Origin of the sequence: Vibrio gazogenes (assembly GCF_023920225.1) — a bacterium.
In the GTDB taxonomy this organism is placed as follows: Bacteria; Pseudomonadota; Gammaproteobacteria; order Enterobacterales; family Vibrionaceae; genus Vibrio; species Vibrio gazogenes.
Map to the genome: position 1 here is coordinate 699,961 of NZ_CP092587.1, position 20,513 is coordinate 720,473.

14 protein-coding genes, 4 tRNA genes, 3 rRNA genes and 1 pseudogene are annotated in these 20,513 nt (G+C 46.8%); 15 read left to right on the top strand and 7 right to left on the bottom strand.

The features are described 5' to 3' along the window. The first annotated feature begins 114 nt into the window (after window positions 1-114). The 10 genes from rluD to MKS89_RS03265 all read left to right on the top strand — a co-directional run bounded on the left by rluD (window position 115) and on the right by MKS89_RS03265 (window position 10,661). A complete protein-coding gene (gene rluD / locus MKS89_RS03220; RefSeq protein WP_072961127.1) occupies window positions 115-1,095 on the top strand; it encodes a 23S rRNA pseudouridine(1911/1915/1917) synthase RluD in 981 nt (326 codons plus the stop codon). Then, on the top strand, window positions 1,092-1,811 hold the full coding sequence (pgeF, locus tag MKS89_RS03225; RefSeq protein WP_072961125.1) for a peptidoglycan editing factor PgeF: 720 nt from the start codon (window positions 1,092-1,094) through the stop codon (window positions 1,809-1,811). Before rluD ends, pgeF begins: the two co-directional genes overlap by 4 nt. Window positions 1,812-1,920: 109 nt before the next feature. Beyond that, a complete protein-coding gene (gene clpB / locus MKS89_RS03230; protein WP_072961123.1) occupies window positions 1,921-4,494 on the top strand; it encodes an ATP-dependent chaperone ClpB in 2,574 nt (857 codons plus the stop codon). A 583-nt stretch (window positions 4,495-5,077) separates the two neighbouring features. After that, window positions 5,078-6,619: ribosomal RNA gene (locus MKS89_RS03235) — 16S ribosomal RNA — on the top strand. Window positions 6,620-6,681: 62 nt separating this feature from the next. Beyond that, window positions 6,682-6,758, top strand: a tRNA-Ile gene (locus MKS89_RS03240). Between the two features lie 95 nt (window positions 6,759-6,853). Beyond that, a tRNA-Ala gene (locus MKS89_RS03245) sits at window positions 6,854-6,929 on the top strand. A gap of 298 nt (window positions 6,930-7,227) precedes the next feature. Next, window positions 7,228-10,117: ribosomal RNA gene (locus tag MKS89_RS03250) — 23S ribosomal RNA — on the top strand. An 82-nt stretch (window positions 10,118-10,199) separates the two neighbouring features. Then, window positions 10,200-10,315: ribosomal RNA gene (rrf, locus tag MKS89_RS03255) — 5S ribosomal RNA — on the top strand. Together the 16S, 23S and 5S rRNA genes with 4 tRNA genes alongside form the textbook arrangement of a ribosomal RNA operon. A gap of 163 nt (window positions 10,316-10,478) precedes the next feature. Beyond that, window positions 10,479-10,555, top strand: a tRNA-Asp gene (locus tag MKS89_RS03260). 29 nt (window positions 10,556-10,584) lie between these two features. Further along, window positions 10,585-10,661 (top strand) — tRNA-Trp (locus MKS89_RS03265). Between the two features lie 117 nt (window positions 10,662-10,778). On the opposite strand, the pseudogene MKS89_RS03270 reads toward MKS89_RS03265, so the two are convergent. From MKS89_RS03270 to MKS89_RS03285, 4 genes and pseudogenes are all read right to left on the bottom strand, one after another. Further along, window positions 10,779-11,012 (bottom strand): annotated as a pseudogene (locus MKS89_RS03270) (transposase); the annotation flags it as partial. 19 nt (window positions 11,013-11,031) lie between these two features. Next, window positions 11,032-12,058, bottom strand: a protein-coding gene (locus MKS89_RS03275) for an IS630 family transposase (protein ID WP_252518332.1) whose coding sequence is annotated in 2 segments (ribosomal slippage) — window positions 11,032-11,607 and window positions 11,609-12,058 — 1,026 coding nt in all. Because the reading frame shifts where the segments join, the coding sequence is not laid out codon by codon here. Window positions 12,059-12,081: 23 nt separating this feature from the next. Next, window positions 12,082-12,408, bottom strand: a complete 327-nt coding sequence (locus MKS89_RS03280; protein ID WP_159439614.1) for a transposase — start codon at window positions 12,406-12,408, stop codon at window positions 12,082-12,084. Between the two features lie 13 nt (window positions 12,409-12,421). Further along, complete coding sequence (locus MKS89_RS03285; protein ID WP_159439594.1) at window positions 12,422-12,901, bottom strand: helix-turn-helix domain-containing protein; 480 nt, start codon at window positions 12,899-12,901, stop codon at window positions 12,422-12,424. Window positions 12,902-13,136: 235 nt separating this feature from the next. Here MKS89_RS03285 and MKS89_RS03290 point away from each other — a divergent pair, with 235 nt between their 5' ends. Further along, complete coding sequence (locus MKS89_RS03290; protein ID WP_072962749.1) at window positions 13,137-13,469, top strand: DUF1904 domain-containing protein; 333 nt, start codon at window positions 13,137-13,139, stop codon at window positions 13,467-13,469. Window positions 13,470-13,493: 24 nt separating this feature from the next. After that, complete coding sequence (nfsA, locus tag MKS89_RS03295) at window positions 13,494-14,216, top strand: oxygen-insensitive NADPH nitroreductase (protein WP_072962744.1); 723 nt, start codon at window positions 13,494-13,496, stop codon at window positions 14,214-14,216. A gap of 91 nt (window positions 14,217-14,307) precedes the next feature. Here nfsA and MKS89_RS03300 read toward each other — a convergent pair whose 3' ends face one another. From MKS89_RS03300 to rdgC, 3 genes are all read right to left on the bottom strand, one after another. Continuing rightward, window positions 14,308-14,562 carry a YfhL family 4Fe-4S dicluster ferredoxin gene (locus MKS89_RS03300; RefSeq protein ID WP_072962741.1) on the bottom strand — a complete coding sequence of 85 codons (255 nt, stop codon included), beginning with the start codon at window positions 14,560-14,562 and terminating at the stop codon, window positions 14,308-14,310. 1 nt (window position 14,563) lies between these two features. Continuing rightward, on the bottom strand, window positions 14,564-15,964 hold the full coding sequence (gene trhP, locus MKS89_RS03305; protein ID WP_072962738.1) for a prephenate-dependent tRNA uridine(34) hydroxylase TrhP: 1,401 nt from the start codon (window positions 15,962-15,964) through the stop codon (window positions 14,564-14,566). 284 nt (window positions 15,965-16,248) lie between these two features. After that, window positions 16,249-17,160, bottom strand: coding sequence for a recombination-associated protein RdgC (gene rdgC, locus MKS89_RS03310; protein ID WP_072962736.1), 912 nt, complete (start codon window positions 17,158-17,160; stop codon window positions 16,249-16,251). Between the two features lie 309 nt (window positions 17,161-17,469). Here rdgC and phoB point away from each other — a divergent pair, with 309 nt between their 5' ends. From phoB to MKS89_RS03325, 3 genes are read left to right on the top strand one after another with little or no spacing between them, the layout of a single operon-like run. Continuing rightward, window positions 17,470-18,159, top strand: coding sequence for a phosphate regulon transcriptional regulator PhoB (gene phoB / locus MKS89_RS03315; protein WP_072962733.1), 690 nt, complete (start codon window positions 17,470-17,472; stop codon window positions 18,157-18,159). Window positions 18,160-18,200: 41 nt separating this feature from the next. Then, the gene (gene phoR / locus MKS89_RS03320) at window positions 18,201-19,502 is read left to right on the top strand and encodes a phosphate regulon sensor histidine kinase PhoR (RefSeq protein WP_021020743.1); all 1,302 of its coding nucleotides are present in this window, start codon (window positions 18,201-18,203) and stop codon (window positions 19,500-19,502) included. Further along, window positions 19,499-20,470, top strand: coding sequence for a PstS family phosphate ABC transporter substrate-binding protein (locus MKS89_RS03325; protein WP_072962730.1), 972 nt, complete (start codon window positions 19,499-19,501; stop codon window positions 20,468-20,470). Before phoR ends, MKS89_RS03325 begins: the two co-directional genes overlap by 4 nt. Window positions 20,471-20,513: the final 43 nt, after the last annotated feature.

Consider the following 20,513-nt stretch of genomic DNA (forward strand, 5'->3'; position numbering starts at 1 on the left):
GAAAGTTCTCTTTGGAAAAGGTTACGTTACTTTCTCTGTGGTAACAGATACAATAGTGCATCATTTTATCCATACTAGGGACTATTAGTCTCCTTGTTTTTTAAAAAGTTCGATATGGCTCAGCAGATTGAATTAAAGAGTACCGTAAGAGATAGCCAGTTAGGACAACGCCTCGATCAGGCGATTGCCGAACTGTTTTCTGATTTTTCCCGTTCTCGTCTTAAAGAATGGTTACTTGCCGGCAAAGTGGTTGTCGATGGCGAAGTGGTGATTAAACCTCGTCAGAAAGTGATGGGAGGGGAAGAAATTGTCCTTCACGCTGAATTGGAAGATGAAGAGCGCTGGCTTCCTCAGGATATTGCGTTGGATATCGTCTATGAAGATGATGATATTCTGGTGATCAATAAACCCCGTGATTTTGTGGTCCATCCCGGTGCCGGGACACCCGATGGCACGGTGCTGAATGCATTACTGCATCATTATCCACAAATTGCGGAAGTGCCGAGAGCGGGGATTGTCCATCGTCTGGACAAGGACACAACCGGCCTGATGGTGGTCGCCAAGACCGTTCCCGCTCAAACACGTTTGGTTCGGGAGCTCCAGAAGCGAAAAATCACCCGAGAATATGAAGCAATTGCAATCGGAACAATGACCGCTGGCGGTTTGGTTGATCAACCGATTGGCCGACATCCGACCAAACGAACATTGATGGCTGTATCACCCATGGGAAAACCAGCCGTGACCCATTATCGGGTGGCAGAACATTTCCGTGAACATACGCGAATCAGATTGCGGTTGGAAACCGGACGAACTCACCAAATTCGTGTGCATATGGCATCGATTCAGCATCCGTTGTTGGGCGATATTGCATATGGCGGGCGAGTCAGAATTCCGAAAGGTGCAGATGACGAGGTTGTATCGTTGATCAGAAACTTTGATCGTCAGGCGCTACACGCAGTTATGTTGCGGTTTGAACATCCGATTACAGGAGAAGAACTGGAATTTCATGCTCCAGTTCCTGAAGATATGGTGATTCTGACTGAAGCATTACGTGACGATATCAACAAATATGGAAAAGATGAATATTCATCATGATCATCCCTGACTGGCAGCTTCCTCAAAATGTTCAGGCGGTGTCTTCGACACGCCAACGCGGTGTGTCCACCGGGAAATATCACAGCCTTAACTTGGGGATGCATGTCGGTGATTCGGCGGAACATGTTGCAGAAAACCGTCAACGGATCATTGTCTATGCTGACATGCCTTCAACGCCGGTATGGATGAATCAAACCCATTCAACACAAGTGCTTCCCGTTCATCAGCCAACTACTGATGTACTGGATGCCGATGGGCTTTTTACCCGGATACCAGGTGTTGTTTGTGCGGTGATGACCGCAGACTGTTTACCTATTCTGATGACGAATACATCAGGGACTGAAGTCGCTGCGGTTCATGCTGGTTGGCGAGGGTTAGCTCACGGGATTATTGAAGAAGCCGTCGCCAACTTCTCTGGGGAAGTGATGGTATGGCTGGGGCCTGCGATCGGTAAAGCTGCTTTTGAAGTCGGTGATGATGTGGTCGAAGCGTTCACCCAGATAGACCCAATGGCTGAACAAGCGTTTGAACCACGCCAGCAAGATGGAAAGTGGTCTGCAGATTTGGTGCAATTGGCGCAACAACGACTGAACCGAGTCGGTGTTGGACGCGTTTCCGTCAGTGGCTTATGTACATACAGTGATAGCCACAATTTTTTCTCTTTCCGTCGGGATGGTGTGACAGGAAGACAAGCTTCATTTATTTGGATCAAATAACCATCTTTTTATGGTGGTGATTTGACCTCTCCCCCTTGAAAAAACGATCAAGCGTATCCATTTTTCTAACAGTGAAATTTTATTGCTCCGAAGCAAGCAGGAGATAGATATGCGTCTTGATCGATTTACCAGTAAATTTCAAATTGCCATTTCTGATGCCCAGTCACTCGCACTCGGGCGTGATCATCAATATATAGAACCTGTTCATTTGATGGTCTCTTTGCTCGATCAAAATGGCAGTCCTATCCGACCACTACTGACCATGCTGGATGTAGATGTCATGCATTTACGCTCCAAACTTGGAGAAATGCTCGATCGACTTCCTAAAGTGAGTGGCATCGGTGGTGAAGTTCAGTTGTCCAATTCCATGGGTTCAGTCTTGAATATGTGTGACAAGGTTGCCCAGAAACGACAAGATGCTTACATCTCTTCCGAAATTTTTCTTTTAGCGGCTTTAGAAGACAAAGGGCCTCTCGGAAAACTATTGAAAGAAATCGGTTTGACTGAGAAAAAAGTCTCTGACGCAATAGAGAAAATTCGTGGCGGACAGAAAGTTAATGATCCGAATGCGGAAGAGCTACGTCAGGCACTTGAGAAATATACTATCGATCTCACCGAGCGTGCGGAACAGGGCAAACTGGATCCAGTCATTGGCCGTGATGATGAGATCCGGCGGACGATTCAGGTTCTTCAGCGCCGGACTAAAAATAATCCAGTGATTATCGGTGAGCCGGGGGTGGGTAAAACCGCCATTGTGGAAGGATTAGCGCAGCGGATTATCAACAGTGAAGTTCCGGAAGGGCTTCGCGGACGTCGGGTGCTTTCCCTTGATATGGGGGCATTGGTCGCTGGTGCGAAATATCGGGGTGAGTTTGAAGAACGTTTGAAGTCTGTTCTGAATGAGCTTGCTAAAGAAGAAGGGAATATCATTCTGTTCATTGATGAGCTGCATACCATGGTCGGCGCTGGTAAAGGTGAAGGGTCTATGGATGCCGGTAATATGTTGAAACCGGCATTAGCCAGAGGAGAGCTTCACTGTGTTGGCGCTACAACCTTGGATGAATATCGTCAGTATATTGAAAAAGATGCCGCGCTTGAGCGTCGTTTCCAGAAAGTATTGGTCTCTGAACCGAGTGTCGAAGATACGGTTGCGATTTTACGTGGCCTGAAAGAGCGTTATGAACTCCATCATCATGTCGAGATTACTGACCCGGCGATTGTATCGGCAGCGAGTCTTTCTCACCGATATATCTCGGATCGTCAGCTTCCCGATAAAGCAATTGATCTAATCGATGAAGCGGCTTCCAGCATTCGTCTGCAAATTGACTCAAAACCAGAAGCGTTGGATAAACTAGAACGCAGAATCGTGCAGTTGAAAATAGAACAACAGGCGCTTAGTAATGAGCATGATGATGCCAGTGAGAAACGACTGAATATTCTCAATGATGAATTGCAAGAGAAAGAACGGGAATATGCAGAGCTAGAAGAGATCTGGAATGCTGAAAAAGCGGCCCTTTCTGGTACTCAACATATCAAAGCCGAACTTGAACAGGCCCGTTTGGATCTTGAAGTTGCTCGTAGAGCAACTGATCTGAACCGGATGTCGGAACTCCAGTATGGCCGCATCCCTGAATTAGAGAAGCAGTTGGATCTTGCGACTCAAGCCGAAATGCAGGAAATGACATTACTGAAAAATAAAGTAACGGATGCTGAAATTGCAGAAGTTCTGTCAAGGCAAACCGGTATTCCAGTTTCAAAAATGCTTGAAGCTGAGAAAGAAAAACTACTACGTATGGAAGATGCGTTGCATAAACGGGTTATTGGGCAAGGGGAAGCTGTTGAGGTTGTATCCAATGCAATCCGCCGTAGTCGAGCTGGTTTATCGGATCCCGCTCGACCCATTGGTTCCTTCCTATTCTTGGGGCCAACCGGGGTTGGTAAAACTGAGCTGTGTAAAACACTCGCCAACTTTATGTTCGATAGTGATAATGCCATGGTTCGAATTGATATGTCCGAGTTTATGGAGAAGCACTCCGTGGCTCGTTTAGTGGGTGCGCCTCCCGGTTATGTCGGATACGAAGAAGGTGGATATTTGACTGAAGCCGTCCGTAGAAAACCTTATTCTGTCATTCTATTAGATGAGGTTGAAAAAGCTCACCCTGATGTTTTCAACATTCTACTTCAGGTTTTGGATGATGGGCGATTAACCGACGGACAGGGTAGAACGGTTGATTTTCGCAATACCGTTGTAATCATGACATCTAATTTAGGTTCTTCACATATTCAGGAACATTTTAAAGAGCTGAATTATGAAACAATGAAAGAGCAAGTGATGGATGTTGTCAGTAAACATTTCCGTCCTGAGTTCCTCAACCGGATTGATGAGTGTGTGGTATTTCATCCATTGGGCAAAGGACAAATTAAGTCGATTGCATCGATTCAGATTGAGCATCTGCGTCAACGAATGCAGGAAAAAGATTATGATCTTGAAGTTGAAGATGTTGCATTAGAATTGATTGCTCAAGTTGGCTATGACCCCGTTTATGGTGCGAGACCACTTAAACGAGCCATACAGCAATCCGTAGAAAACCCACTAGCGAAATCAATTCTGAGTGGAGAATTGCTACCAGGGATACCGATTCGTCTTTCAGTAGAAGATAGTCAGATTGTAATGTCACAGTAGTTCGGCTGGGTTGAAATCACAAAAGAGGTGTCTGATGGCACCTCTTTTTGCATGGGAGATGCGTAAAATACGTGATCACTCGGATAAAAGTGCTAAAAAATTAATCGCTTCGATTGATATTTAATCTGTTGGACGAAAAAAGAAAGAATTTATAGTTTTTGCTATTGCTAAGTTAAATTAACGCCATATAATGCGCCTCGTTGTCTCGGGACTCAGTCACGATTCAATGACGGATTTTGAGTCTTAAGTGCTCAAAAAAGAGAATAAAAAAAGTGTTTGACACCAAGATTTATCTCGCTAAAATGTCCGTCCGCTTCAAGTGCTAACCAAACGCTTCGGAGCTAAGCTCTTTAACAATATAGACCAATCAATCTGTGTGGGCACTCGTCGATAAATATCCAATAAGATTTTATCAATGAACCGAGTGACCAATATCAAGTTGGAAAGCAGTTTGCTGTTATCTGACAAGAGCACAGTCAATTCAGCATTACTTATGTAATGTGACTTTTTGCTTTCGCTTTTTTAAAAAGCGGAGACGAAAAGCAGTATTCATTGAGCCGACACTTCGGTGTCACAAAAACTTTAATTGAAGAGTTTGATCATGGCTCAGATTGAACGCTGGCGGCAGGCCTAACACATGCAAGTCGAGCGGTAACAGAAAGAAGCTTGCTTCTTTGCTGACGAGCGGCGGACGGGTGAGTAAAGCCTGGGAAATTGCCCTGATGTGGGGGATAACCATTGGAAACGATGGCTAATACCGCATGACGTCTACGGACCAAAGAGGGGGACCTTCGGGCCTCTCGCGTCGGGATATGCCCAGGTGGGATTAGCTAGTTGGTGAGGTAAGGGCTCACCAAGGCGACGATCTCTAGCTGGTCTGAGAGGATGATCAGCCACACTGGAACTGAGACACGGTCCAGACTCCTACGGGAGGCAGCAGTGGGGAATATTGCACAATGGGCGCAAGCCTGATGCAGCCATGCCGCGTGTATGAAGAAGGCCTTCGGGTTGTAAAGTACTTTCAGCAGTGAGGAAGGATATAGCTTTAATAGAGTTATATTTTGACGTTAGCTGCAGAAGAAGCACCGGCTAACTCCGTGCCAGCAGCCGCGGTAATACGGAGGGTGCGAGCGTTAATCGGAATTACTGGGCGTAAAGCGCATGCAGGTGGTTTTTTAAGTCAGATGTGAAAGCCCGGGGCTTAACCCCGGAGTTGCATTTGAAACTGGGAGGCTAGAGTACTGTAGAGGGGGGTAGAATTTCAGGTGTAGCGGTGAAATGCGTAGAGATCTGAAGGAATACCGGTGGCGAAGGCGGCCCCCTGGACAGATACTGACACTCAGATGCGAAAGCGTGGGGAGCAAACAGGATTAGATACCCTGGTAGTCCACGCCGTAAACGATGTCTACTTGGAGGTTGTGGCCTTGAGCCGTGGCTTTCGGAGCTAACGCGTTAAGTAGACCGCCTGGGGAGTACGGTCGCAAGATTAAAACTCAAATGAATTGACGGGGGCCCGCACAAGCGGTGGAGCATGTGGTTTAATTCGATGCAACGCGAAGAACCTTACCTACTCTTGACATCCTCAGAAGAGACTGGAGACAGTCTTGTGCCTTCGGGAACTGAGAGACAGGTGCTGCATGGCTGTCGTCAGCTCGTGTTGTGAAATGTTGGGTTAAGTCCCGCAACGAGCGCAACCCTTATCCTTGATTGCCAGCACTTCGGGTGGGAACTTCAGGGAGACTGCCGGTGATAAACCGGAGGAAGGTGGGGACGACGTCAAGTCATCATGGCCCTTACGAGTAGGGCTACACACGTGCTACAATGGCGTATACAGAGGGTTGCCAACTTGCGAAAGTGAGCGAATCCCAAAAAGTACGTCGTAGTCCGGATTGGAGTCTGCAACTCGACTCCATGAAGTCGGAATCGCTAGTAATCGTGGATCAGAATGCCACGGTGAATACGTTCCCGGGCCTTGTACACACCGCCCGTCACACCATGGGAGTGGGCTGCAAAAGAAGCAGGTAGTTTAACCTTCGGGAGGACGCTTGCCACTTTGTGGTTCATGACTGGGGTGAAGTCGTAACAAGGTAGCGCTAGGGGAACCTGGCGCTGGATCACCTCCTTACGAAGAGATATTTTGGATGAGTGTCCACACAGATTGATTTGGTTTATAAGCAAAGAGAGTTTGGGTCTGTAGCTCAGGTGGTTAGAGCGTTCGCCTGATAAGCGAGAGGTCGGTGGTTCAAGTCCACTCAGACCCACCAAAATCTTCGAATAGCGGCGTTAGTTTCCTCGTCGTGTATAAACGATACACGTCCTCGAAAACTGCCTTGCTCTTCAATGATTTATCTCTAAAGATGGGGCTATAGCTCAGCTGGGAGAGCGCCTGCCTTGCACGCAGGAGGTCTGCGGTTCGATCCCGCATAGCTCCACCATCTTTAAGGGTTTTTAGACAGAATCTTTAAAAATGGTTTTGTAATATACAAAATCTTTGCTCTTTAACAATTTGGAAAGCTGACAAAATAATGTGTGTTTCTTTGGAAACAGACGATTATTTGTAAAAGTTCTCAATACTTTCTCGAAAGAGAAAGACCAACACAATCAAGTGTTCTTGGAATGACACAATTTAGTGTCTATTCAATTGAGTCCGGCAAAACCAGTCTCTCGCTCATGTAAAATAATGAGAGACACCTAGGTTACTGATATGCAGCTCGAAACTTCTTCGGGTTGTATGGTTAAGTGACTAAGCGTACACGGTGGATGCCTTGGCAGTCAGAGGCGATGAAGGACGTACTAACTTGCGATAAGCGTAGATGAGGCAGTAAGAGCCACTTGAATCTACGATTTCCGAATGGGGAAACCCACATGCAGCAGCATGTATCATCAGGTGAATACATAGCCTGATGAGGCGAACCGGGAGAACTGAAACATCTAAGTACCCCGAGGAAAAGAAATCAACCGAGATTCCGACAGTAGCGGCGAGCGAAATCGGAGTAGCCCTTAAGCTTTTACAGCGTTAGGTGAAGTGTCTGGAAAGGCACGCGATAGAGGGTGATAGCCCCGTAACCGAAGGCGTTGTTGAAGTGAAAACGAGTAAGGCGGGACACGTGATATCCTGTCTGAAGATGGGGGGACCATCCTCCAAGGCTAAATACTCCTGACTGACCGATAGTGAACCAGTACCGTGAGGGAAAGGCGAAAAGAACCCCTGTGAGGGGAGTGAAATAGAACCTGAAACCGTGTACGTACAAGCAGTAGGAGCACCTTCGTGGTGTGACTGCGTACCTTTTGTATAATGGGTCAGCGACTTATATTCAGTGGCAAGGTTAACCGATTAGGGGAGCCGTAGCGAAAGCGAGTGTTAACTGCGCGTTTAGTCTCTGGATATAGACCCGAAACCGAGTGATCTAGCCATGGGCAGGTTGAAGGTTGAGTAACATCAACTGGAGGACCGAACCGACTAATGTTGAAAAATTAGCGGATGACTTGTGGCTAGGGGTGAAAGGCCAATCAAACTCGGAGATAGCTGGTTCTCCCCGAAAGCTATTTAGGTAGCGCCTCGGACGAATACTACTGGGGGTAGAGCACTGTTAAGGCTAGGGGGTCATCCCGACTTACCAACCCTTTGCAAACTCCGAATACCAGTAAGTACTATCCGGGAGACACACGGCGGGTGCTAACGTCCGTCGTGGAGAGGGAAACAACCCAGACCGCCAGCTAAGGTCCCAAATTACAGCTAAGTGGGAAACGATGTGGGAAGGCTCAGACAGCTAGGATGTTGGCTTAGAAGCAGCCATCATTTAAAGAAAGCGTAATAGCTCACTAGTCGAGTCGGCCTGCGCGGAAGATGTAACGGGGCTAAGCTGTAAACCGAAGCTGCGGCAATGCGATTTATCGCATTGGGTAGGGGAGCGTTCTGTAAGCCGTTGAAGGTGTGTTGTAAAGCATGCTGGAGGTATCAGAAGTGCGAATGCTGACATGAGTAACGACAAGGGGGGTGAAAAACCTCCCCGCCGGAAGACCAAGGGTTCCTGTCCAACGTTAATCGGGGCAGGGTAAGTCGACCCCTAAGGCGAGGCTGAAAAGCGTAGTCGATGGGAAACGGGTTAATATTCCCGTACTTGTTGTGAATGCGATGGGGGGACGGAGAAGGCTAGGTGGGCCTGGCGACGGTCGTCCAGGTTCAAGTGCGTAGGCTGTAGAGTTAGGCAAATCCGGCTCTACAATAGGCTGAGACACGATGTCGAGCATCTACGGATGTGAAGTCATTGATGCCATGCTTCCGGGAAAAGCCTCTAAGCTTCAGTTCACAAGAAATCGTACCCCAAACCGACACAGGTGGTCGGGTAGAGAATACCAAGGCGCTTGAGAGAACTCGGGTGAAGGAACTAGGCAAAATGGTACCGTAACTTCGGGAGAAGGTACGCTCTTGACGGTGAAGTCCCTTGCGGATGGAGCTGATGAGAGTCGCAGATACCAGGTGGCTGCAACTGTTTATTAAAAACACAGCACTGTGCAAAATCGTAAGATGACGTATACGGTGTGACGCCTGCCCGGTGCCGGAAGGTTAATTGATGGGGTTAGACTACGGTCGAAGCTCTTGATCGAAGCCCCGGTAAACGGCGGCCGTAACTATAACGGTCCTAAGGTAGCGAAATTCCTTGTCGGGTAAGTTCCGACCTGCACGAATGGCGTAATGATGGCCACGCTGTCTCCACCCGAGACTCAGTGAAATTGAAATCGCTGTGAAGATGCAGTGTACCCGCGGCTAGACGGAAAGACCCCGTGAACCTTTACTACAGCTTGGCACTGAACATTGAGCCTACATGTGTAGGATAGGTGGGAGGCTTTGAAGCAGTCACGCTAGTGATTGTGGAGCCGACCTTGAAATACCACCCTTGTATGTTTGATGTTCTAACTTGGCCCCATTATCTGGGGTGAGGACAGTGCCTGGTGGGTAGTTTGACTGGGGCGGTCTCCTCCCAAAGAGTAACGGAGGAGCACGAAGGTGGGCTAATCACGGTTGGACATCGTGAGGTTAGTGCAATGGCATAAGCCCGCTTAACTGCGAGAGTGACGGCTCGAGCAGGTGCGAAAGCAGGTCATAGTGATCCGGTGGTTCTGAATGGAAGGGCCATCGCTCAACGGATAAAAGGTACTCCGGGGATAACAGGCTGATACCGCCCAAGAGTTCATATCGACGGCGGTGTTTGGCACCTCGATGTCGGCTCATCACATCCTGGGGCTGAAGTCGGTCCCAAGGGTATGGCTGTTCGCCATTTAAAGTGGTACGCGAGCTGGGTTTAGAACGTCGTGAGACAGTTCGGTCCCTATCTGCCGTGGGCGTTGGAGAATTGAAAGGGGCTGCTCCTAGTACGAGAGGACCGGAGTGGACGAACCTCTGGTGTTCGGGTTGTGATGCCAATCGCATTGCCCGGTAGCTAAGTTCGGAATCGATAACCGCTGAAAGCATCTAAGCGGGAAGCGAGCCTTGAGATGAGTTCTCCCTGGCGCTTAAAGCGTCCTGAAGGGTTGTTCGAGACTAGAACGTTGATAGGCAGGGTGTGTAAGCGCTGTGAGGCGTTGAGCTAACCTGTACTAATTGCCCGTGAGACTTAACCATACAACACCGAAGGGGTTTTAGGGCTCAGTAAGAGACTTGATTGTGTAGAGAGAGAATCAGCTTTTCGAATTGAAAGAATTTGCTTGGCGACGATAGCGTTTTGGACCCACCTGATCCCATGCCGAACTCAGTCGTGAAACGAAACAGCGCCGATGGTAGTGTGGGGTCTCCCCATGTGAGAGTAGGACATCGCCAGGCTTTAATTTATCGTTTGTCTACTGAAGCTTGATGCTTTTGATAGCTGCGATGCTCATGTGCACTTGCACACTGCGCGTCTCACTTCAAAATCCTCATCGCCCAGCGACAAACGTCTCAATAAAGCAATGAGATTATAAGACTTTATTGAGAGACAGTTATTTGTGGAGCGGTAGTTCAGTTGGTTAGAATACCGGCCTGTCACGCCGGGGGTCGCGGGTTCGAGTCCCGTCCGCTCCGCCACTTATTTATATTTCGCTTTTAGCGATTACAGGGGTGTAGCTCCAATTGGCAGAGCAGCGGATTCCAAATCCGCGTGTTGGGGGTTCGAATCCCTCCACCCCTGCCATTACAAATTGCATAATTATGCAAAACGAAACCCGCTCATTGAGCGGGTTTTTTACGTTTTGAACAAAAATAAAATTGTTAGGTACAAAATAGAGTGTCATAATACCAATCGCACTAATTAACTGGTCAACATGGTCCAATCTCTAAAGCAGAGTGAAATGACTCTGCTTTTGTCTGCACAAAAACGATTCCAAGCACTACACAGCTTGTCGACAATATCGTCATAACATTCAAAACACCTATTGGCTATTTCGTTCTGACGTAACCAACTCCATACCTGCTCTATTGGATTCAGTTCCGGTGAATAGGACGGTATATGAATGATAGTCACGTTCTTGAATGAATCGGCAAGATAATACCAATCGCACTAATTAATTGGTCAACATGGTCCAATCTCTAAAGCAGAGTGAAATGACTCTGCTTTTGTCTGCACAAAAACGATTCCAAGCACTACACAGCTTGTCGACAATATCGTCATAACATTCAAAACACCTATTGGCTATTTCGTTCTGACGTAACCAACTCCATACCTGCTCTATTGGATTCAGTTCCGGTGAATAGGACGGTATATGAATGATAGTCACGTTCTTGAATGAATCGGCAAGATAACTTTGATGCCAACTGGCTTGATCCATGATGACGACAGCATGTTTGTCCGTGGGTGTTGATTGAGAAATGAGCCTGAGTTGCTCTTTCATTGCTTCCATGTTGCTCATCGGCACAACAATAGCTTCAGTTTCTCCGGTATTAACGCACACCGCTCCAAAGAGGTACGCATACTCAAATTGCTGTTGTTGTACCGCTCTGGGGCGAGTCCCTTTTTCTGCCCATATTCGGGTGGTTGTGTTGCGCTGGCCAAATCTGGCTTCATCTTGAAACCAGATTTGAACATCTTTTAAAGCCACATGTCCTGGGATCTTAAGGATCGTTTCGATTTGGAATTTTTTTAAAAGCTTCTTGCGCTTCTACAGATTGCTTTGGGTGCTTTGAACGCGTTGTTATCCAAACTAAATCAAGCTTTCTCAATATTTTATAGATACCTGATAAGCTGTACGATAGGCCAAATTCCTCATGTATGAATTCAATAATATCTGTTCCCTGTAGTCTTCCACCTTCAGGCTTAATCGCATTGGAAGTTATGTACAGCTTTAACTGAGATAGCTGGTCTTCAGTCAGTCGTGGAGGACGGCCTGTATGCTGCTTTTCTACTAAGCCTTCAACACCGTTCTTCAAATAAGTCACCACCCAGTTATTGACACTGGTACGACTGACTTTTAAATATTTGGCGATCTGAGTGCGGCTTTTTCCATCCACGAAATGAGATATAGCAAGAAGTCTCGTACGCATCCTAGCATCAGATGTTTCACGAATAAGTTTTGGGAAGTCAGAGGTCATCATATCAGCTCCTATTGAAGTTGACATTAGATCATAAAATTAGTGCGATTGGTATAACTTTGATGCCAACTGGCTTGATCCATGATGACGACAGCATGTTTGTCCGTGGGTGTTGATTGAGAAATGAGCCTGAGTTGCTCTTTCATTGCTTCCATGTTGCTCATCGGCACAACAATAGCTTCAGTTTCTCCGGTATTAACGCACACCGCTCCAAAGAGGTACGCATACTCAAATTGCTGTTGTTGTACCGCTCTGGGGCGAGTCCCTTTTTCTGCCCATATTCGGGTGGTTGTGTTGCGCTGGCCAAATCTGGCTTCATCTTGAAACCAGATTTGAACATCTTTTAAAGCCACATGTCCTGGGATCTTAAGGATCGTTTCGATTTGGAATTTTTTTAAAAGCTTCTTGCGCTTCTACAGATTGCTTTGGGTGCTTTGAACGCGTTGTTATCCAAACTAAATCAAGCTTTCTCAATATTTTATAGATACCTGATAAGCTGTACGATAGGCCAAATTCCTCATGTATGAATTCAATAATATCTGTTCCCTGTAGTCTTCCACCTTCAGGCTTAATCGCATTGGAAGTTATGTACAGCTTTAACTGAGATAGCTGGTCTTCAGTCAGTCGTGGAGGACGGCCTGTATGCTGCTTTTCTACTAAGCCTTCAACACCGTTCTTCAAATAAGTCACCACCCAGTTATTGACACTGGTACGACTGACTTTTAAATATTTGGCGATCTGAGTGCGGCTTTTTCCATCCACGAAATGAGATATAGCAAGAAGTCTCGTACGCATCCTAGCATCAGATGTTTCACGAATAAGTTTTGGGAAGTCAGAGGTCATCATATCAGCTCCTATTGAAGTTGACATTAGATCATAAAATTAGTGCGATTGATATTAGGTACAAAATAGAGTGTCATAAAAAACTTTGTTGTTTCAGAATCGCCCATACAGCGGCTCAGATAAGCCGTCCCATAAATGGTTGCTTTGGGGGAAACAATACTGATGACTATTTATTTTTTATTCTCTCAACAGCGTTAGGGGAAAAATGGTATCATTTGCTGAAAAAGAGGAAGTCAGTATGCCCCATTTTCGATTTCGCGCGGTTGAACCGCAGACCGTCCAGCACCTTTCAAAAACATTGGTGGATGAACTACAGTCCCCGATGAATGCTCCTCGTGAAGATTTTACATTCGAATACATATATACCACTTTCTTCCAAGAGGGAGAGGTTTCTCAAGCTTATCCTTTTGTTGAAGTGTTGTGGTTTGATCGGGGGCAGGAAACTCAGGATCAGGTTGCACAAGTTATTACGCAACAGGTCAGAGAAGTGATAGGAGAAGAGGTTGATGTTGCTGTTATTTTTACAGCACTGAACCAGACAGATTACTATGATAATGCGCAACATTATTAATTGAGAAAATGGAGACAATTTAAGATGAATCCGGTCATTGAAACTATTCAGAGCCATCGCTCGATTCGTTCCTTTCAAGAGAAACCACTCACAACAGAACAGATGGATGCCATTATTGCTTCTGGGATTGCAGCGTCTTCTTCAAGTTTGTTACAAACTGTCTCTATTATACGAGTTACGGATCAGGAGAAACGGCGGGTTTTAGCTGAACTTGCAGGAAATCAGTCTTATGTGGCAAGTGCAGCAGAATTTTTAGTTTTTTGCATTGATTACCAACGTCATGCTTCACTGAATCCAAATGTTCAGTCGGAATATACTGAGCTCACTTTGATTGGAGCGATTGATGCCGGGATTATGGCGCAGAACTGCTTGCTCGCGGCGGAGTCGATGGGGCTCGGCGGTGTTTATATTGGTGGCTTGCGCAATGCTCCGAAAGAAGTCGATGAGTTATTGGGATTACCACAATATACCGCGATCTTGTTTGGGATGTGTTTGGGATATCCGGCTCAAGATCCAGAGTTGAAACCACGTCTGAGCCCTCAAGTTATTGTTCATGAAAACAGCTATCAGCCATTAGATCACGCGCTGATCGATGAATATGACCAAAAAATGGAAGACTATTACCAGCATCGCTCGACAAATGCGAAGCAGCAAGCATGGTCTGATCAAGTCACCACCAAACTGAGTAAAGAGCAACGACCTTTTATTCGGGATTACCTGAACAGTAAGGGATTAGCCAAGAAATAACAGCGATAAAAAAGCCCAATTTTTTAATTGGGCTTTTTTTCGTGAACAATCTGAGACTATCATCATTTACACAAGGGGAATGAGCAGATTATCAGGTCAGCCCTTGAATAATGACAAATTTTTCCAGCAGTTCATCTTCTGTTTCAATATGGTCTGGATTTGTGATGATGCAATTGCTTATCGGACAAACCGACTGACAAGTCGGATGATCGTAATGGCCTTTACATTCGGTACAAAGATCCGGATTAATTTCATAAAGATGTTCACCAAATGAAATTGCATTATTCGGACACTCAGGTTCGCACATATCGCAATTGGTGCATTTACCGGTGATCAAAAGTGCCATATCACTTGCCTGTCGGGTTACGGGTATCCTGACCAACGTTCAGATTGCGCATCAGTAATGCATAATCGAGCTTGACGTCTTCAGGCACAGGAATATAAACGAAATGACCATTTCCTTTGGCGTCATCAATTGCCTCACTCTTGCGGTTTTCCATCGCTTCCAGTGTGAACACGATATTCCCTTGTGGCGTCATCAGTTCCAGACTATCGCCCAGACAGAACTTGTTCTTCACTTCAACTTCAACCAAATCACCACGACGTTTACCGGTAAATTCACCCACAAACTGCTGACTATCCGATACAGAATATCCATAGTCATAATTCTGGTAAGCATCATGCGTATGGCGACGTAAGAAACCTTCGGTATAGCCTCGGTGTGCCAGACTTTCCAGTGTGCCTAGCAGCGTCTCATCAAAAGGCTTGCCTGCCACAGCATCATCGATTGCTTTACGGTACACCTGAGCCGTCCGGGCACAATAATAGAATGATTTTGTCCGGCCTTCGATTTTCAGGGAATGAACCCCCATCTTCGTGAGACGCTCGACATGCTGTACCGCACGCAGATCTTTTGAGTTCATGATATAGGTGCCGTGCTCATCTTCGAAAGCCGCCATTTTTTCATCTGGCCGGTGGCTCTCAGACAGTAACACCACATCGTCTATCGGTTTGCCCGCTCCAATGGTGTTTTCCGGACGTTCGTTTTGCACTTCTATCGCTTGTGGCGAATTCGGATCAAATTGTTCGACGATCTGGCCGGCTTCGTCTTCTGTGCCTTTTTCGACTTTGTATTCCCAACGGCAGGCATTGGTGCATGTTCCCTGATTCGGATCGCGTTTGTTAATGTATCCGGACAGTAGGCAACGACCCGAATAGGCCATACAAAGTGCACCGTGAACAAATATTTCCAGTTCGGTGTCCGGACATTTTTCTCGGATTTCTTCAATCTCTTCAAGAGACAGTTCTCGGGAAAGAATAACCCGAGTGACGCCGTGCATTGACCAGAATTTGACGGTTGCCCAGTTGACGGCATTGGCTTGAACCGATAAGTGGATTGGCATGTCAGGGAAGGCTTCCCGAACCATCATGATCAGGCCCGGATCAGACATGATTAGCGCATCCGGCCCCATATCGACAACGGGTTTTAAATCGCGGATAAACGTCTTCAGTTTTGAATTATGCGGCTGAATATTACAGACCACATAAAACATTTTTCCCTGAGCATGGGCTTCATCGATCCCGATTTTCAGGTTTTCATGATTAAATTCATTATTACGAACCCGCAGACTGTATCGGGGTTGCCCTGCATAGACAGCATCTGCGCCATAGGCAAATGCGTAACGCATATTTTTGAGGCTACCTGCCGGAGAAAGGAGTTCTGGTACGAATGTTTTTTCTGTTGTCATTGCTTCTATTCCAAATCTGATCACAAGTCAGGCCGATACCACCTGATGGTACCGGAGGGGGCGAATTTTACGTCAAAACAGGTTGTGATCCTAGCTTTGTTTCGGATGGATTTAGCGATGGATTATGGCGGCTCATTGAGAGAATGAAAGGGAGACGATAAACAGTGCGGTCATCAAAAGCGGTGCGACATGGTCACACTTGTTCAGGTTGGAAAACACAAAAGCCAGCAGCAGGATTTACCGACGGCTGGCTTTTTAATCATTTCATGTGAATGAAGTCTGTGTTACTCGGATTCGGGTAAGCCACCTAATGCTTCAAACAGGTTCGGCAGAAAAGCACTGAGTTCACCGCACATCAACGAGAAATCGGCATCGAAGCGAGCGGCACGATCTTCACGGGGAATATCTTCGTTGTGATCTTTCAGCTCATCGCTGTATTGTACTCTTTTCAGGCTCGCATCGTCGGCCAGTACAAATGTGATTCGCTCCTGCCAGCTTAGCGCCAGCTTGGTTACCACTTTGTTGGCAGTGATGTGACTCATAATTTCGTCACTGGTCAGATCCTGTTTTTTACAACGTACGACGGCACCATCTTCCAGTAAAGATTTTAGCTCAGCTTCGTCTTGCAGTTGAAAACCTGTCGGTAACTGGCCGCTTTGAACCCATTCGGTGAGCGTGGTTTCGACCGCATTTTGAGGGATCGCCGGAATAACAGGCAGGCTGCCCATGGTTTTACGTAGCAGTGAAATGACTTCTTCTGCTTTTTTATAACTTCCCGCATCGACCACGATTAACCCTAGTGAAGGCAAGATGAGCAAATAGGTATATTGGCTTTTGCTAAACGCACGCGGGAGTAGATCAATGATGATATCCTCTTTGAGCGTATCTTTTTCTTTCTTTTTAATGGGGCGGCCTTCTTCCGCCTCAAGCGTTTCTACTTTACTCGCAAGAGAGTCTTGAATCACCGATGCCGGCAAGAGTTTTTCTTCTTTTCTGGCACATACGAGGATGCGGTCTTCAGAAAGATGGGTCAGCATATCCCCATCTTTTCCCATCACACTTGTCCAGCCGAATTTCTGCTTATCCTGACTGCCGCATGGTGTAAAGCGGAATTCATGAAGTTGTTTTTCTAGTTGATCGGCATTGAAGTGGATATCGCTATTTACACGATAAACCATACAGTTTTTAAACCACATAAAGTCTCTCTTGTCCCATAATCAAGGGCGAATATCATAGGCTAAAAGCAAATAAATGTCTCAGCCGATTTGCAATCTCTGGAGCCGGTTAACTTCCTTAATGCTGTTGAAACCCCGCCATGACAGTAGGAATCGATGCGATAAACATCGATAGTTCAGGCTGTTGCGCCAAAGGGCTTATCTGCGAAAGCATTTATCTGTGAATTTGCGACGAACGTTATGTGAAAATTTGTTTTCAAAGGTCACAAAAGTGTCATAATTATTTTTAATAATGCAAAGCGTTGATAGAAAAACAAAGGCTAATCGGATATGTCCAGAAGGATTCTTGTGGTTGAGGACGAAGCACCCATTCGGGAAATGTTGTGTTTTGTACTTGAACAAAAAGGTTATCAGGCGGTTGAAGCTGAAGACTATGAGACCGCCATTAACAAACTGGCAGAACCTTTCCCTGATCTTGTTTTACTTGATTGGATGCTTCCCGGAGGAAGTGGCATTAATTTTATCAAACACATGAAACGAGATGAGTTAACCCGCAATATTCCGGTCGTGATGTTGACGGCTCGCGGAGAAGAAGAAGATAAAGTGCGCGGACTTGAAGTCGGTGCTGATGATTACATTACTAAACCTTTTTCTCCGAAAGAGCTGGTCGCCCGACTCAAAGCTGTGATTCGACGTGTGACGCCGACAGCGTTGGAAGATGTCATTGATGTTCAGGGGCTCAAACTTGATCCGGTTTCACACCGGGTGACAGCCAATGATAAAGCGCTGGACATGGGGCCGACAGAGTTTAAGTTGCTGCATTTCTTTATGACGCATCAAGAACGGGTCTATAGTCGTGAACAGTTACTGAATAATGTCTGGGGTACGAATGTTTATGTCGAAGACCGGACTGTGGATGTGCATATTCGTCGCTTGAGAAAAGCACTGGAAGATGCCGAACACGATAAATTAGTTCAGACGGTCCGTGGTGCCGGATATCGTTTTTCAACGAAAGCATAACTGATGTTGATGGCTTGGTTGAAGCATCGTAGAGGAGTGAGATGGTCGAACGTCTAACATGGAAAAGGCTGGCTTGGGGGCTGGCTTTTTTTTACTGTCCTTGGGTACTGGTCGGCTGGATCTTTGGCTACATGCCTTGGCTGTTGTTGATCGCGACAGTCATTCAACTCCTCTGGCATCTGGGCAATCAAGTCCGTCTTTCTGCCTGGCTGTGGGATGAGCGCCGTTTAGGGCCGCCATCTGGCAAAGGACAATGGGAATATCTCTTTAACGGTATCTACCATCTTCAACAGCATCAGCGTAAAAAACGCAAAGAGCTGGCAAATCTGATCCGACGTTTCCGTAACGGTGCGGAATCGTTGCCCGATGGTGTGGTGGTCTTCCGCGATGAAGGCAATATCGTTTGGTGTAATCGACTCGCTCAGAACCTGTTGGGGTTTCGTTGGCCCGAAGATGAAGGTCAGCCGATATCTAACCTTTTGCGGGCGCCCGATTTTATTAAATACCTCGAAAAGAATGATTTTACCGAACCATTGGAAATTCATTCACCGCTGAATGTCGATCGCATGCTGGAACTGCGGATTGTGCCTTACACCAAAGGTGAACACTTGCTGGTGGTGCGTGATGTGACCCAGTTGAAGCAGTTGGAAGGCATGCGGAGAAACTTCTTCGCCAACGTCTCTCATGAATTACGGACGCCAATGACGGTTTTACAGGGATATCTGGAGATGACTGAAGATCCGGATATGCTCGGCGGCCCGATGTGGGAGAAGGCGCATCAGGTCATGACTGAGCAACTCAGTCGGATGAATAGTCTGGTGAATCAGTTACTGACTTTATCGAAGATCGAAGCGGCGCCAATGCATGAATTGGATGAAGTGGTGGATATTCCTGCAATGCTCAAGGTGCTGGAGAAAGAAGCCATGAGCCTCAGTGGTGACAATCAACATCAATTGCATTTTGAAGTGGATCAAACCCTGAAAGTGTTGGGCGATGACGATCAGCTCAGAAGCGCAGTCTCTAATCTTGTTTATAATGCGGTGAAATATACGCCTCCCAAGGCAGATATCCATGTGCGCTGGTATGCCAGTTATCAGGGGGCATGTCTGGAAGTTGAAGATTCAGGGGAAGGCATCGCACCGCAGCACCTACACCGTCTGACGGAGCGCTTTTACCGGGTCGATAAAGCGCGTTCCCGCGATACCGGTGGTAGTGGGCTTGGGCTGGCAATCGTGAAACACGCCCTTTCTCATCATGACTCACATCTTGATATTCACAGTGAAGTCGGTGTCGGCAGTCGGTTTTCTTTTGTATTACCCAAACGTCTGGTTGTGCAATCATGAGCCGAGTCAAGCGCTGGTTATGGGGCTTTCTGGTGTGTTGGTGGAGTGGTTGGTCGCTGCAAGCGGCAACACTGTCTGAGTCGTTGCCCGAGTACCAGAAACAGCTTGGTGTCTCCGGCAGCCTCTTGTCGGTCGGGTCCGATACGCTGGCGGGTGTCATGTCTTTGTGGGTGGAAGCCTTCCAGTCTTACTATCCGAATATTAATATTCAAGTGCAGGCTTCCGGCTCTTCAACGGCACCACCGGCATTGATACAAGGGACTGCTCAATTGGGTCCGATGAGTCGGGTAATGCGGCACCGGGAGGTCGGGGCGTTTGAACAGACGTATGGCTATAAACCGACGGTTCTGCGCGTGGCGATTGATGCCATTGGGATTTTCGTCCGGCAGGATAACCCGATTAAGGGACTCAGTTTTCAGCAAATCGATGCGATGTTTTCTACAACACTACGATGTGGGGAAACTCAGCATCTGACAAGCTGGTCTCAGCTCGGCATCAAAGCGCGTTGGGCGCTGCGTACAATTCAGTTATTCGGGCGTAATTCAGTGTCTGGGACTTACGGTTATTTTAAAAATCATGCGCTGTGTGGCGGTGATTTCAGCCCGAGAGTGAACGAACAGCCCGGCTCTGCTTCTGTGGTGCAGTCGGTTGCGTCCTCGATGAATGCCATCGGTTATTCTGGTATTGGTTATTCGGTTTCCGGGGTTCGGTTGGTTCCGATATCCCGCGAGGGAACAAATTATATTTTCCCTAACCGGGATCATATTTTGTCCGGAGACTATCCGTTATCACGCTATCTCTATATTTATATCAATAAAAATCCGGAGCGGTCACTCTCACCGGTTGAGGAAGCATTCATTCGTTTTATCTTTTCCCGGGAGGGACAGGCGCTGGTTGCGAAAGATGGCTATGTCCCGGTATCGCCACAAATCGCCAGACAAGAACTGGCGAAAGTCGGATTAAATTGAGATGCAAAAGACGGTGAGGTGACAACATCATCGCCTTTCACCT

Excerpts from the sequence above, each read along its gene's own strand:
- rluD (WP_072961127.1), top strand. The coding sequence starts at position 115 with ATGGCTCAGCAGATTGAATTAAAGAGTACCGTAAGAGATAGCCAGTTA.
- pgeF (WP_072961125.1), top strand. The coding sequence starts at position 1,092 with ATGATCATCCCTGACTGGCAGCTTCCTCAAAATGTTCAGGCGGTGTCT.
- clpB (WP_072961123.1), top strand. The coding sequence starts at position 1,921 with ATGCGTCTTGATCGATTTACCAGTAAATTTCAAATTGCCATTTCTGAT.
- MKS89_RS03285 (WP_159439594.1), bottom strand. The coding sequence starts at position 12,901 with ATGATGACCTCTGACTTCCCAAAACTTATTCGTGAAACATCTGATGCT.
- MKS89_RS03290 (WP_072962749.1), top strand. The coding sequence starts at position 13,137 with ATGCCCCATTTTCGATTTCGCGCGGTTGAACCGCAGACCGTCCAGCAC.
- nfsA (WP_072962744.1), top strand. The coding sequence starts at position 13,494 with ATGAATCCGGTCATTGAAACTATTCAGAGCCATCGCTCGATTCGTTCC.
- MKS89_RS03300 (WP_072962741.1), bottom strand. The coding sequence starts at position 14,562 with ATGGCACTTTTGATCACCGGTAAATGCACCAATTGCGATATGTGCGAA.
- trhP (WP_072962738.1), bottom strand. The coding sequence starts at position 15,964 with ATGACAACAGAAAAAACATTCGTACCAGAACTCCTTTCTCCGGCAGGT.
- rdgC (WP_072962736.1), bottom strand. The coding sequence starts at position 17,160 with ATGTGGTTTAAAAACTGTATGGTTTATCGTGTAAATAGCGATATCCAC.
- phoB (WP_072962733.1), top strand. The coding sequence starts at position 17,470 with ATGTCCAGAAGGATTCTTGTGGTTGAGGACGAAGCACCCATTCGGGAA.
- phoR (WP_021020743.1), top strand. The coding sequence starts at position 18,201 with ATGGTCGAACGTCTAACATGGAAAAGGCTGGCTTGGGGGCTGGCTTTT.
- MKS89_RS03325 (WP_072962730.1), top strand. The coding sequence starts at position 19,499 with ATGAGCCGAGTCAAGCGCTGGTTATGGGGCTTTCTGGTGTGTTGGTGG.